We start from the raw sequence: 13,681 nt of genomic DNA on the forward strand, positions 1-13,681 counted from the left end.
GTGGACCGCGCCCCGGGCTGGTAATGGCGGGCGCGATGGCCGACCATTCGCGTCTTCCCGTCCGTTGCCGCCGCCCGCCCGCCGTGGGCCGCGCTGCCGCGATACGCGCGGGGCGGGCCTGGCGCCCGCCCGCGCATCCCTCCTTCTTCGTGTGGTCCGCATTCCCGTGAAATTCTTCGTCTCCTGCGCCAAGGGCCTGGAATACCTGCTCGTCGACGAGCTGCTCGCGCTCGGCGTTGCCAAAGCCACCGCCACCGTGTCCGGGGTCAATAGCGAAGGCACGCTGCGCGACGCGCAGCGCGCGGTGCTGTGGTCGCGCCTGGCCAGCCGCGTGCTGTGGCCGCTGGACGAGTTCGACTGCCCCGACGAGACCGCGCTGTATGCCGGCGTGGCGGCGTTGCCGTGGCGCGAGCACCTGACCTCGCAGCACACCCTGGCGGTGGACGCGCACGTGTCCGGCACCGCGATCACGCATGCGCGCTATGCCGCGCAGCGGGTCAAGGACGCGGTGGTGGACACGCTGCGCGGCGAAGGCCTGGAGCGGCCGTCGGTGGACGTGGAGGATCCGGACCTGCGCCTGAACCTGTCGTTGCGCAAGGGCCGCGCGACGCTGTCGGTGGACCTGGGCGGCGGCTCGCTGCACCGGCGTGGCTGGCGCCAGGTGCAGAACGCCGCGCCGCTGAAGGAGAACCTGGCCGCGGCGGTGTTGCTGCGCGGGCAATGGCCGCAGCTGTACGCGCAGGGCGGCGGTCTGCTGGATCCGATGTGCGGCAGCGGCACGCTGCTGATCGAAGGCGCGCTGATGGCCGCCGACGTGGCCCCGGGGCTGCTGCGCGGCGATCTGGCCGCCGCACGCCGCGGCGACGCCGGCCCGCTGCAATTCAGTGCCGCGCCCAGCCGCTGGCTGGGCTTCGACCAGGAGGCCTGGCGCGCCCTGCTGGCCGAGGCGCGGCAACGCGAGGCGGCCGGCCGCACCGCGCTGCGGCCGGTGATCCATGGCAGCGACATCGATCCGCATGCGGTCCGCGCCGCGCGCGAGAACGCGCAGGCGGCCGGGGTCGCCGCGGCGATCGTGTTCGAGGTGCGCGATGTCGCCGACCTGCGCACGCCGGCGCAGGCGCTGGGCACGGTGGTGTGCAATCCGCCGTACGACGAGCGCCTGGCCGCCGACACCGCGCTGTACCGGCGCCTGGGCGAGGCGCTCAAGCGCGCGGTGCCGCAATGGCGCGCCAGCCTGCTGTGCGGCAATGCCGACCTGGCCTATGCCACCGGCCTGCGCGCGGCGAAGAAATACCAGATGTTCAATGGCGCGCTGGAATGTCCGTTGATCGTCTGCGACCCGATCGCGGTCGCGCAGCGCGAGCCGGCCGAGGCGCCGCGCGCGCTCAGCGACGGCGCGCAGATGGTCGCCAACCGGTTGCGCAAGAACCTGCGCAAGTTCAAGAACTGGCGCGCGCGCGAACAGGTCAGCTGCTTCCGCGCCTACGACGCCGACCTGCCCGAATACGCGGCGGCGATCGACGTGTACCAGGAAGACGGCGGCCAGGCCCGTACTTACCTGCACGTGCAGGAATACGCCGCACCGGAGGAGATTCCCGATGCCGACGTGCGCCGCCGCCGCAACGAGTTGCTGGCCGCTGCGCGCGAGGTGTTCGAGGTGCCGGCCGAGCGGGTGGCGCTGAAGTCGCGCGAGCGCGGCAAGGGCGGCAGCAAGTACGGGCGCTTCGAGCAGCGCGGCGAGTTCCTGGTGGTGCGCGAACACGACGCGCTGCTGCGGGTGAACCTGTTCGATTATCTGGACACCGGCCTGTTCCTGGACCACCGCCCGCTGCGCGGGGCGATGGCGCAGCAGGCGCGCGGCAAGCGCTTCCTCAACCTGTTCTGCTATACCGGCGTGGCCAGCGTGCAGGCCGCGGTGGCCGGCGCCGATTCCACCACCAGCGTGGACCTGTCCGGCACCTACCTGCAGTGGTGCGCGGACAATCTGGGCTTCAACGGCAAGGGCGGCGCCCAGCATCGGCTGGTGCAGGCCGACGCGCTGACCTGGCTGGAGGCGGAGAAGAACCGCTACGACGTGATCTTCTGCGACCCGCCGACCTTCTCCAACTCCGCGCGCGCCGAGGATTTCGATCTGCAGCGCGAGCACGTGCGGCTGCTGCGCGCCGCGGTGGCGCGGCTGATGCCGGAGGGCGTGCTGTACTTCTCCAACAATTTCCGCCGCTTCAAGCTGGACGAGGACGCGCTGGCCGACTTCGCGTCGTGCGAGGAGATCACCGCGCAGACCATCGCGCCGGATTTCGAGCGCAATCCGCGCATCCATCGTGCCTGGCGGTTGCAGCGGCGCTGAGGGGGCGACGCGCGCCGCGGCGCTCGTTGTAGGAGCGGCTTCAGCCGCGACAGGCTCTACGGATAGGCTCTGTCGCGGCTGAAGCCGCTCCTACATTGGTGCGGACAGCGTGCGTGCGGCTCAACCATCGCGATGCCGCGCCGAAGCCTGCGCGCTGGCGCGGTGCGGCACGTCGTCGCCCGGTTCGCGTTCGCTCCAGTAGTCCTGGATCTGCAGGATCTGCGGCAGGATCTCGGTGAACAGGCCAACCAGGCGCGGCTCGAACTGGGTGCCGGCCTGCTGCTGGAACAGGTTCATCACCTTCGCCAGCGGCCATGCGTCCTTGTACGGGCGCTGCGTGGTCAGCGCATCGAACACGTCGGCCAGGGCCACGATCCGCGCCGACTCGGGAATGCGTTCGCCGGCCAGGCCGGCCGGGTAGCCGCTGCCGTCCCAATGCTCGTGGTGGTACAGCGCGACCTCGGCGGCGAGCCGGAACAGCGGCGCGCTGCTGCGGCTGAGGATGTCGTAGCCGATCTGCGGATGCCGCTTCATCACCGCCCATTCGTCCGCATCCAGCGGCCCCGGCTTCTTCAGGATCGCGTCGGGGATGCCGATCTTGCCGGTGTCGTGCATCGGCGCGGCCTGCTCGAGCAGGTTGGCGTCCTCGCGCGACCAGCCGGCGGCGATCGCCAGTGCGCGCGCATAGGCGGCCATGCGCCAGATGTGGGTGCCGGTGTCCGAGTCGCTGTAGTGGCCGGCCATGCCCAGCATCTGGATCGCGTCGCGGTGGCTGCTGGCCAGGCTGGCGGCGGTGACCAGCGACAGGTGGGTGCGCACCCGCGCGCGCAGGATGCTCGGCGAATACGGCTTGGTGATGTAGTCCACGCCACCGGCCTCGAAGCCGATGCTCTCGTCGGCGTCCTTGTCCTTGCCGGTGACGAAGATGATCGGGATCGCCGCGGTGCGCGGGTCCTGTTTCAGGGTGCGGGCGATGGTGTAGCCGTCCAGGTCGGGCAGGTCGACATCGAGCAGGATCAGCGCCGGGCGGTGCTTGACCACCGCGCGCAGCGCCTCGGCGCCGTTCTTGGCGAAGGCCAGGGCGTAGTCCTCGCGCAGGATCTGGCGGATCAGCGCCAGGTTGCTGGCTTCGTCGTCTACGCACAGGATGGGAGGCTGGACCATCGTGGTTCCTTGTCGGGTTCACCCGCGGCGGCCTCCAGGGCCGGCGCGGCGAATGCTATGGGGATGCATCGGCCTGCCAGCGCCTGACTTGAGCTTCGGCCTCGCGGAAGGAAAAACTCTCCACCAGTTGCCGCAGTTCCGTCGCCAGCGCCGGGGGCAGCGAGGGCGCCAGGTCGTGCAGCACCCGCTCCACGCGGTCGGGGTCGTCGCTGTCCAAGGCCTGCAGCAGGTGCTGCAGCCGTTGCTGCAGCGGGACCGCGGCCGCGGCGCCGGCGTCCGCGGCGGGGGCGGCCGGCGGCACCGCCGCGGGCAACGCCTCGGCCTCGGCCACGAAGCGCCGGATCGCCGTGGCGGTGGCGCTCATGGCCGTGCCCAAGGCCGCGATCGCGGCCTCGGCCTGGCCCGGCGCATCGCCGAGCCGTTCCTCCAGCGCGGCGCTGGCCGCGACCAGCGCCGGCAACGCCAGCGAGCCGGCCGAGCCGCGCAGCTTGTGCACGTAGGAGATCGCCGCCGCCGGCGCCTGCGCATCCAGCAGGGTCTGCAGCGTCGCCGCCGGATCGGGGTTGTCCTGCAGCAGTTTCAGCAGGTAGCGCTGATAGGGCACGCGCTCGTTCCACAGGCGCTGCGCCTGCGCGGCGTCGAGCAACTGCGGATCGGCGTCGGGCCAGACCTCTCCGGCGAAGGCCGGCAGCGGCTCCAGCGGCAGCGGCAGGCGCAGCGGCAGGAACTGGCGGATGATCGCGATCAGTTCCTCGACCTGGAACGGTTTGGCGATGAAGCCGTTCATGCCGCTGGACAGCGCCAGCTCCTGTTGCTGGCGGTAGGCGCCGGCGGTCAGTGCGATCACCGGCAGGCCGGCCAGGCGCGGATCCTCGCGCAGCAGGCGGGTGGCCTCGTAGCCGTCCAGGGTCGGCATCTGCACGTCCATCAGCACCAGGTGGAAGCGGCTCGGATCGCGCTGCAGCCGCTGCAGTGCCTGCTCGCCGTCGTGGGCCAGTTCCACCAGCGCGCCTTCGCCTTCGAGGATGCGCTGCGCGACCTCGCAATTGATCTCGCTGTCGTCCACCACCAGCAGCCGCGCGCCGGCCAGGCGCGGGGTGCCGTCGCCGCTGAGCAAGGGCGAGGGGCCGTCGCCGCGGCGCCGCGCCAGCAGCGTGGCGATGGTGCGGTACAGCGCCGAGGCGGTGACCGGCTTGGTCATCACCGCGTCCACGTCGCTGGGCGCGTAGTGCTGCTCTTCCAGCAGCCGCCGTTCGTAGGCGGTGACCATGACGATGATCGGTTGCCGGTCCGGCGCCGATTGCGCGCGGATGCGCTGCGCCACGCGCAGCCCGTCCAGGTCGGGCATGCGCCAGTCGAGCAGGATCACGTCGAAGCCCTCGCGTTCCGGGCCGGCCGCGGCGATCGCGTCGGTGCCGTTGGCCACCGCTTCCACCTGCCAGCCGAAGCCGCTGGCGATGCTGCTGAGGTTGCTGCGCACCAGGTCGTGGTCGTCGGCGATCAGCACCCGCCGCGCTTCGGGATGTTCGACCTCGGCGGCCGGCGCCGGCAACACCGGGAAGCTGATCGCGAAATAGAAATCGCTGCCGCGGCCCGGCGTGCTCTGCACCTCGAGCTGGCCGCCCATCAGTTCCACCAGGCGCCGGCTGATGGTCAGGCCCAGGCCGCTGCCGCCGTAGCGGCGGCTGGTGGAGGTGTCGGCCTGCAGGAACGGCGAGAAGATCAGGCTCTGCTTGTCGCGCGCGATGCCGATGCCGGTGTCGCGGACCGAGAAGAACAGCTTGATCTTGCCCGGTTCGCCGCTGGGGAAGCTGCGCACCGACAGCGCCACTTCGCCCTGTTCGGTGAACTTGATGGCATTGCCCACCAGGTTGATCAGCACCTGGTTCAGGCGCAGCGCATCGCCGCGCAGCCAGCGGCAGCCGGCCGGCAACGGTTCGACGATCATCTCCACCGGCTTGGCGCTGATCGCCGAGGTCATCAGCGCGGCGATGTTCTCCAGCAACTGGTTCAGGTCGAACGGTTCCGATTCCAGGTCGATGCGCCCGGATTCGATCTTGGAGAAGTCGAGGATGTCGTTGATGATCTCCAGCAACGCGCGCGCCGACGCGTCGCTCTTCTGGATCATGTCCTTGGCCGCCTGCGGCAGTTCGCTGTGCTGCAGCAGGTACAGCATGCCCAGGATCGCATTCATCGGCGTGCGGATCTCGTGGCTCATGTTGGCCAGGAAATCGCTCTTGGACTGATTGGCGGTTTCCGCCGCGTCGATCGCCAGGCGCAGCTCGCGCTCGTGGCGCTTCTGCTCGGTCAGATCCACCGCGATGCCGAGGTAGCCGATCACCTGGTCGTTGTCGTCGCGCAGCGTGCTCAGCGTCAGCAGTACCGGGAACGGGCGGCCGTCCTTGCTGATGTAGGTCCATTCGCGGGTGTCGCTGCGCCCCAGCGTGGACAGCGCGGCCACCGATTCGAACGCCGGCGCCACCGCCATGCCCGATTGCGCGGCCATGCTTTCGGCGCGGCTGGCCAGTTGCTCGGGATCCAGGAACAGGCCGGTGGCCTTGCGCCCGATCATCTCGTGCGCGGGATAGCCGAGCATGGTTTCGGCGGCGGGATTGAACAGGGTGATGGTGCCGTCCGGGTCGGTGGCCACGATCGCGTAGCCGGCGTTGGCCAGGATCGCGCGCTGCAGCGCCGAATAGGTGACCAGTTCGCTGGTGCGCTGCGCCACCTGCTGTTCCAGGGTGGCATTGAGTTCCAGCACCCGCGCTTCGGCGCGCACCCGTTCGGACACGTCGTGCAGCAGGTGCGAGTGGCCGACCATGTCGCCGTCGTTGTCCAGGATCGGCGAGGCGCTGGCCAGCACGCTGACGCGATGGCCGTCGCGATGGCGCAGTTCCCGCACCTGCGTGCCGTTGCCGGCCGCGTCGCGGATCTGGTTGCCGAGCAGCTCCTGCAACGGCTGGCCGATGGCCTGCGCCGCGGGGTAACCGAAGATGCGCTCGGCGGCCGGATTCCAGTGGGTGATGCGGCCATCCGGGTCCTCGGCCACGATCGCTTCGCTGGAGCCGCCGACCAGCGCGGCCAGCTGGCTCTGCTCGCGCAGGATCAGATCGCGGCGGTGGCGGCCGGTCAGGTACAGGTACAGCAGTGCGGCGAGCAGCACGGAGATGCCGCCGGCCAGGCCGCCGGCCAGCAGCGGCGAGGTCTGGTTGAGCGAGCGCACGAAGCCCGGCGTCGCCTGCGCGTTGAGCAGCCAGCGGCGGCCGTAGATCGGCATGCTGCGTTCGGCGCGCAGCCCGGTGGCCGCCGCCTGGGCATTGCCGTCGCCGCGATAGAACGGCTGGGTGCTGTTTTCGCTGTCGGCCAGGGTCAGCAGCAGCTCGTGGGCGTGGTTGGGCGAGGCCACCAGCACTTCGGCGATGTTCAGCGGCGCATAGGCCCAGCCGGTGGTGGCCTGCCAGCGTTGCTCCGGGGTCTGCAGCGGCAGGTCTTCGCGGTAGATCGGCAGCAACAGCAGGAAACCGCTGTTGCCGACTCCCGGCGTCTGCACCAGGCGGATCGGTGCGGTGATGGTCGGGTTGCCGGAGCGCGCGGCGGCGATCGCCGCCGCGCGCCGCGCCGGCTCGGAGGCGATGTCGAATCCCAGCGCAGGATTGTTGAGCCGCCGCGGTTGGATATACAGGATCACGAAGCGTTCGCCGTCGTGCGGCGTCAGCTGGTGGATCTGCAGCGACGGCGCGCCGTCGCTGTGTGCCTGTTGCAGGAACGCGGCCTCGTCGGCCGGCGCCACCCGGCGGATATAGCCGAAGCCGCGCACGCCGGGGAATTCGCGCTTGTACTCGCGCGAAGCGCTGTAGCGGTCGAAGCGCTCGCGCGAGATATGGACGCCGCCGGCGGCGATGACCGCGCCGCGCGCGCCGCGCAGGCCGTGTTCGTAGACATTCAGGCGTTGCTGCAGCTCGCCGGTGACGTGCGTGGTCAGTTGCTGGAAGCGGTCGCTGGCCTGCTGGCGATTGCGCTCGTGCAGGCCGCGGGCGAGCAGCGCCGCGGCCAGCAACCCCAGCAGCAGCACCGCCAACGCGGCGCCGAGCGCCGACCGTGCAGGGCCGGCAGCGGGTGTCCAGCGGTTCTTCGACATGCGCCCCTTTCCTTTGGCGAACGCTGGCGATGCACCGGCATCGGCGTCCCTCCGGTCCGTACGGGATGGCTTTCACGATTGAAGCGACGGTCCTGCCCCGACCGCGCATCCCACGCTAGCGCGATCGTTGCGGCCGCACCAGCCCCCGCGGCGTATTGCGGGAGCGACCGTCTACGACCTTCATGGAATCAGCGTGACGGCTGCGTGCAGCGCGACCCCGATCAGGCCGCCGACCAGGGTGCCGTTGAAGCGGATGTACTGCAGGTCGCGGCCGACGCTCAATTCCAGTTGTTCCACCAGATGGCGTTCGTCCCAGCCCTTCACGGTCTGCGCGATGTGGTCGGTGACGCCGCTGCGCAGGCGCTGGGTCAGCTTCTCCGCGCCGCCCAGCAGGTGCTGGTTGAGCGCGTCGCGCAATGCGCTGTCCTGGGACAGCGATTCGCCGAGCGCGGCCAGCGAGCGCTGCAAATGCTGCACCAGCACACCGTCGCTGCGCGACAGGTCTTCGCGCAGGCTGGCGTGGATCTGGTCCCACAGGCCTTGCACGTAGTCCTGCACGCCGGGATGCTCGATCAGCCGCTGCTTCATCGCCTGCAGCTTGTCGGCGGTGGCCGGGTCGCTGCGCAGGCGTTGCACGTAGCCGCCGAGCCAGCGTTCGTAGTCCTGGCGCAGCGGATGCTGCGGTTGCGACAGCACGTCCTGCAGTTCGTCCAGCAGCGCGTGCGCCAGGCGCTCGGCCAGGGTGTCGGCGATGCCTTCCACCGGCTTGACCCATTCCACCGTACCGACCAGCTTGGGCCATTCGCGGCGCGCGTACTTGACGATCATCGCCGACACGCGCTGCTTCACCGTCGCATCGTCCAGATGCCGGCCGAGCCGGGTCAGCGCTTCGTCGAGCAGGGCCTGGTGGCGGCCATCGGCGGTGAGCAGGCCGAGGATCTCGCCGGCGGTCGCGGCCGCGTTCCATTCGCGCAGGCGCGCCACCACGAAGCCATGGATGCGGCGCCGCACCGCGGCCTCGTCCAGCAGGTCCAGTGCCTGCAGCGCCCAGCCGCGCGCCAGCTCGGCCAGCTTGCCGGCCTGCGCCGGTTCGGCCAGCCACTGGCCCAGCCGCTTGGCCGGATCGAACGCGCTGAGCTTGGCCAGCAGTGCCGCCGGTTCCAGGAAATGATCGCGCACGAACACCGCCAGGCTGTCGGCGATGCGCGCCTTGCCGTGCGGGATGATCGCAGTGTGCGGAATCGGCAGCCCCAGCGGATGGCGGAACAGCGCCACCACCGCGAACCAGTCGGCCAGCGCGCCGACCGTGGCCGCCTCGCAGAACGCGCCGATCCAGGCCCAGGCGCCGTGCATGCCCATGACGTGGCTGAGCAGGAAGCCGGCCAGCATCGCCAGCAGCAGCAGCGCGGCCAGCAGTTTCATGCGCCGCAGCTGTGCGCGGCGCGGATCGGGCGGCATGGTCGGTTCGGTAGACGCGCTCATGTGGGCGAGTTTACGCAGCGCGCGGTTAGGACGGTTTCATCGGAGCGGCCGCCACCGGCGTGAGTGCGATCGTCCAACGCCGGCATGCCAGCGCGCCGCTCCGACACGGCGCCGTCGCGCGGCATGGGCGGGAGCCGGACGGCATGCTGGGGTCGCCCCCGGGCCACTTGTTGGACGCGCGCCATGCTCGCCGATCACACCCCCGCCGGTTTCATCGCCGTCGACGCCATCGACCGCGCGCGCGCCTTCTACGAGGGCGTCCTGGGCCTGCGCTGCCAGGGCTTCGACGGCTTCGCCCTGAAATTCGCGGCCGGTCCGATCAACCTGCGCATCGTCAAGCCGCCGGCGCGCGTCGCCGCCGACTACACCGTGTTCGGTTGGGAAAGCGCCGATATCGGTGCCGATGTGGCCGCGCTCGCGGCCAAGGGCGTTGCGTTCATCCGCTACCCGTTCTTCGCCGACAGCCAGGACGCGCAAGGCATCTGGACCGCGCCGAACGGCGACAGGGTGGCCTGGTTCCGCGACCCGGACGGCAACACCCTGTCGCTTGCCCAGCACGCCTGAGGCGTGTCGGCACCGCGGCCTGCACAACGGGCCGGATCGCGCGAGCTGCAGCGCCCGGATCAGCCCTGCAGCCGCGCGCGCAGGGCCGCCACTTCCTCGCGCAGCGCCTGGTTCTCGGCATCCAGCTCGGCCACGCGCTGGCGCAGTGCGGCCAGTTCGGTGTCGTCGCGCATGGCGTCGCCATCGCCGTCCTGCTCGGTGGCCGGTGTCTCACGCGGTTTGCGTTTGAATTCGCGGGCGCGCTTGGCCGCCTGCTTGAGTTCGTCCTTGCCGGCGATCGCCGCGGCGCGCTGTTCGTCCTCGGGCAGGCTGGCCACCGCCGCGGCGGCGTTGATCGAGATCGCGCCGGATTTCACCGCTTCCACCACCTCGGCGGTGGCCTGCTTCTGGATCTTCTCGATCTGCAGCACCTGGCTGTTGCTGAGCCGTGCGGCACGCGCCAGCTCGGCGCGGCTCAGCGGCGCCGGCATCGCTTCGACGCTGGCGCCGTCTGCGCCGGCCGGCGCATCGGCCCAGGGCGCAGCATCGTCGTGCGCATCGCTCGCTGCGGCAGCGGCGCCGTCGGCGGATTCCGCGGGCGGTGCGGCGGCGCGGCTACGGCGCTCGGCCAGGATCTCGCGCTTGCGCAGCGCCAGCACGCCGCGCTGGAAGTCGGACACGCTGCGCCGGCCCAGGTGCTGGTCGATCATCCACAGGTGCACGTCCTGCAGCGACTGGAAACGGGTGTTCTGCACGGTCTGGAACGGCAGCCCGTGCTTCTGGCAGATGCCGTAGCGGTTGTGCCCGTCGACCAGGATGTCGCCCCACAGCACCAGCGCATCGCGGCAGCCTTCGGCGAGCAGGCTGCGCTCCAGCGCGGCGTACTCGTCGGCGGTGAGCGGATCGATGTAGGCCTTGAGGTCTTCTTTGACGACGATGTTCATCGGGGCGCGGCACGGTGTTGCGAGGGGGCCGGCATTGTAGAGACTTGCGCGCGGTCGCGCCTGGCAGCAGGCGTCGTTGACGCTGTCCCGGAGCGGGCACAGAATCCGCACGGCCTGGCGATCGGGGGATCGCGGCCCGGCCGATGGAGGCGCGACGATGATCTTGTGGGGCTGGGGTGAGCGCAACGTCGCCTGTGGCGTGGAAGAACGCGAGTTCTGCAGGAACTGCGAACAGGAGCAGGCGTTCGCGATGCGCCTGCACTACTCGTATGGGCACTTCTACCATCTGTTCGGCTGGGTGCGCGAAAAGCAGTACCAGTTGGTGTGTCCGGTGTGCCGTCACGGCTGGCTGCTGAACCAGGCCAGCGCCGAGAGCAAGCTGCAGGCCGTGCCGATCCCGTTCCACCAGCGCTGGGGGTGGCTGGTGATGTTGGTGCTGGGCGTGCTGATCGCCGTGGCGGCGCTGCTGCGCAGCGGCGGTGCATAGCGGTCGCGCCAAGCGGCCTTCGCCAGCGCCACGCCAGGTCTGCTGTAATGCGCGGCCCCTGGCCGCCGACGTTTCGCCATGCCCGTTTCCGCAACCGCACGCCGCCGTCTGTGCTTGATCGCCGCCATCGTGGCGACGATCGCCGCCGGGCTGGCGTCGCGGCAGTTCCCCTGGCTGCTGCCGTCGTGGCTGGGCAAGTTTCCCGGCGATGCGCTGTGGGCGTTGATGATCTACCTCGGCCTGGCGCTGCTGGCGCCCCGCGCGCGGCCGCTGCGGTTGGCCGTGGTGGCGCTGGCCGCATGCTGGCTGGTGGAAGCGTCGCAGCTGTACCGTGCGCCCTGGCTCGACGCGCTGCGCGCCACCACGGTGGGGCACCTGGCCTTGGGTTCCACGTTCGTGTGGATGGACCTGCTTGCCTACGCGGTGGGCGTCACCGCCGGCGCATGGCTCGACCTGCGCTGCACGCGCCGGTGAACGCGGGCCAGGATCCGCGGAAAGCCATCACCGACGCTGTGGCCGCCGGCTTCACAATGCATGGATACGCATCCCTGCCGCAACGCGCCGCAAACCCCAGGAAACTCGCGCTGTTCCACGAGTGCCTGAACCCCCGAGCGGCGACCGCAAGGGGAGGGCCGCCGCGCCGGCGCGAAGCGGCCGCAGCGCTCAGTCGACCACCACCTCGCTGATCTGCATCACCGGGGTCAGGTCGGTGTAGTTCTTGATGTCGCCGAGGATCTCGTCGGCATGCGGGCCGAAGCCGGCCTGGAACGTTTCCACCGAGTCGCTGAAGATGTGGCACATGCCGACATAGGTCGGGTCGCTGTCGGGGGCGCCGCCGGACAGGCCCTTGTCCACGGTGTAGCGCTTGCAGGCCGCGCCCATGCGCGCCTGTAGCAGCGGCATGTGCGTGTCGCGGTAGTAGGCGTGGTCGAAACGGGCGCCGGGCGTATACGGGTACATCACGCTGACCTTGATCATGGAACGACTCCTGTGGCTGCGGCGGTAGGGTCGGGGGTCGCGCAAGGCTACACCGTCGCGGCGCCGCGCCCGTGCTGCGTTGCGGCGCTGCGCGGCTCAGCGCATCGTCGGCATCGCGAACTCGGCATCGCGCGCCGCCGCCGGCCAGCGCGCGGTGACGGTCTTGAGCCGGGTGTAGAAGCGCACGCCGTCGGGGCCATGCACGTGCAGCGGGCCGAACAGCGAGCGTTTCCAGCCGCCGAAGCTGTGGAACGCCATCGGCACCGGGATCGGCACGTTGATCCCGACCATGCCGGCCTGCACGCGGCGGGCGAAGGCGCGCGCGGCGCCGCCGTCGCGGGTGAACACCGCCGCGCCGTTGCCGTATTCGTGCGCGTCGATCAGGTGCAGCGCGGCCTCGGCATCGGCCACGCGCACCACGCACAGCACCGGGCCGAAGATCTCTTCGCGGTAGATGCGCATGTCGGCACGCACGTGGTCGAACAGGCTGCCGCCGAGGAAGAAGCCAGCGGCCGCCGTCGGCGTGTGCGCGGCGCGGCCGTCGACCACCAGCGTGGCGCCATCCGCCACGCCGCTGTCGATGTAGCCGCGCACGCGCTCGCGATGCGCGGCGCTGATCAGCGGGCCCATGTCCGGTTCGTCGGCGCCAGGGCCCAGGCGCAGCGCGGCCACGCGCGGCGCCAGCCTGGCGACCAGCGCATCGGCCACCGCATCGCCCACGCACACCGCCACCGAGATCGCCATGCAGCGTTCGCCGGCCGAACCGTAGCCGGCGCCGAGCAGGGCGGACACGACGTCGTCCAGGTCGGCGTCGGGCAGCACCACCAGGTGGTTCTTGGCCCCGCCCAGCGCCTGCACGCGCTTGCCCAGCGCGCTGCCGCGCGCATACAGGTCGGCCGCGACCGGGGTGGAGCCGACGAAGCTCAGCGCCTGCACCTGCGGGTGCGCGAGCAGCGCGTCCACTGCCGGTTTGGCGCCGTGCACCACGTTGAAGACGCCGTCCGGCAGGCCGGCCTCGTGCAGCCAGTCGGCCAGCAGCAGCGAGGCGGACGGATCGCGCTCGGACGGCTTGAGCACGAAGCTGTTGCCGCAGGCCAGCGCCACCGGCAGCATCCACAGCGGCACCATCGCCGGGAAGTTGAACGGGGTGACGCCGGCGACCACGCCCAGTGGCGCGTACTCGCTCCACGAATCCACGCCGCGGCCGACATCGACCGAGTGCTCGCCCTTGAGCAGGTGCGGGATGCCGCAGGCGAATTCCACCACCTCCATGCCGCGGGTGACCTCGCCGCGCGCGTCGGACACCACCTTGCCGTGTTCGGCGCTGATGCAGCGGGCGAGGGTGTCGGCATGCCGTTCGAGCAGTTCGCGGAAACGGAACATCACCCGCGCGCGTTGCAGCGGCGGGGTCGCCGCCCAGGCCGGGAGCGCCTGCGCGGCGGCGGTCACCGCCATGTCGACCGCATGCGCGCCGCCCAGCGGCACGCGCCGCGCCACCGCGCCGCTGGCCGGGTCGAACACCTCGGCGTAGTCGCCGCTGCGGAAATCGACGCGGCGGCCGCCGATGTAGTGGGACAGGGAGTCGGTCATGGTCGGTG

At 70.9% G+C, this 13,681-nt stretch carries 10 protein-coding genes; 4 read left to right on the plus strand and 6 right to left on the minus strand.

What is annotated here, in order from left to right; all coding sequences use genetic code 11:
• Window positions 1-166 precede the first annotated feature (166 nt).
• Window positions 167-2,347, plus strand: coding sequence for a bifunctional 23S rRNA (guanine(2069)-N(7))-methyltransferase RlmK/23S rRNA (guanine(2445)-N(2))-methyltransferase RlmL (gene rlmKL, locus AB8810_RS09080; protein ID WP_369916317.1), 2,181 nt, complete (start codon window positions 167-169; stop codon window positions 2,345-2,347).
• A gap of 120 nt (window positions 2,348-2,467) precedes the next feature.
• Here the strand turns inward: rlmKL and AB8810_RS09085 are convergent, their stop codons facing one another.
• The 3 genes from AB8810_RS09085 to AB8810_RS09095 form a co-directional block, all read right to left on the minus strand.
• The gene (locus AB8810_RS09085; RefSeq protein ID WP_179565746.1) at window positions 2,468-3,511 is read right to left on the minus strand and encodes an HD domain-containing phosphohydrolase; all 1,044 of its coding nucleotides are present in this window, start codon (window positions 3,509-3,511) and stop codon (window positions 2,468-2,470) included.
• A gap of 55 nt (window positions 3,512-3,566) precedes the next feature.
• The gene (locus AB8810_RS09090) at window positions 3,567-7,649 is read right to left on the minus strand and encodes a CHASE domain-containing protein (protein ID WP_206230970.1); all 4,083 of its coding nucleotides are present in this window, start codon (window positions 7,647-7,649) and stop codon (window positions 3,567-3,569) included.
• Between the two features lie 180 nt (window positions 7,650-7,829).
• Window positions 7,830-9,131: a DUF445 domain-containing protein gene (locus tag AB8810_RS09095; RefSeq protein ID WP_369916318.1), complete on the minus strand. Its 1,302-nt coding sequence runs from the start codon at window positions 9,129-9,131 to the stop codon at window positions 7,830-7,832.
• Window positions 9,132-9,314: 183 nt separating this feature from the next.
• On the opposite strand from AB8810_RS09095, the gene AB8810_RS09100 reads away from it, so the two are divergent.
• Window positions 9,315-9,695 (plus strand): VOC family protein, encoded by a 381-nt coding sequence (locus AB8810_RS09100; protein WP_369916319.1) that lies wholly within the window; start codon window positions 9,315-9,317, stop codon window positions 9,693-9,695.
• Between the two features lie 59 nt (window positions 9,696-9,754).
• On the opposite strand, the gene AB8810_RS09105 is transcribed toward AB8810_RS09100, so the two are convergent.
• Window positions 9,755-10,618 (minus strand): plasmid replication/partition related protein, encoded by an 864-nt coding sequence (locus tag AB8810_RS09105; protein ID WP_369916320.1) that lies wholly within the window; start codon window positions 10,616-10,618, stop codon window positions 9,755-9,757.
• A gap of 157 nt (window positions 10,619-10,775) precedes the next feature.
• On the opposite strand from AB8810_RS09105, the gene AB8810_RS09110 reads away from it, so the two are divergent.
• Window positions 10,776-11,105 carry a hypothetical protein gene (locus AB8810_RS09110; protein WP_206259610.1) on the plus strand — a complete coding sequence of 110 codons (330 nt, stop codon included), beginning with the start codon at window positions 10,776-10,778 and terminating at the stop codon, window positions 11,103-11,105.
• A 78-nt stretch (window positions 11,106-11,183) separates the two neighbouring features.
• Complete coding sequence (locus tag AB8810_RS09115; protein ID WP_369916321.1) at window positions 11,184-11,579, plus strand: DUF2809 domain-containing protein; 396 nt, start codon at window positions 11,184-11,186, stop codon at window positions 11,577-11,579.
• A 189-nt stretch (window positions 11,580-11,768) separates the two neighbouring features.
• Here AB8810_RS09115 and AB8810_RS09120 read toward each other — a convergent pair whose 3' ends face one another.
• Together AB8810_RS09120 and AB8810_RS09125 are read right to left on the minus strand one after the other, a co-directional pair.
• Window positions 11,769-12,083 (minus strand): EthD family reductase, encoded by a 315-nt coding sequence (locus AB8810_RS09120; protein ID WP_369916322.1) that lies wholly within the window; start codon window positions 12,081-12,083, stop codon window positions 11,769-11,771.
• Between the two features lie 96 nt (window positions 12,084-12,179).
• Window positions 12,180-13,673, minus strand: a complete 1,494-nt coding sequence (locus AB8810_RS09125; RefSeq protein WP_369916323.1) for a CoA-acylating methylmalonate-semialdehyde dehydrogenase — start codon at window positions 13,671-13,673, stop codon at window positions 12,180-12,182.
• Window positions 13,674-13,681: the final 8 nt, after the last annotated feature.

The sequence above is a fragment of the Xanthomonas sp. NCPPB 3005 genome, assembly GCF_041228095.2.
Classification (GTDB): Bacteria; Pseudomonadota; Gammaproteobacteria; order Xanthomonadales; family Xanthomonadaceae; genus Xanthomonas_A; species Xanthomonas_A bonasiae.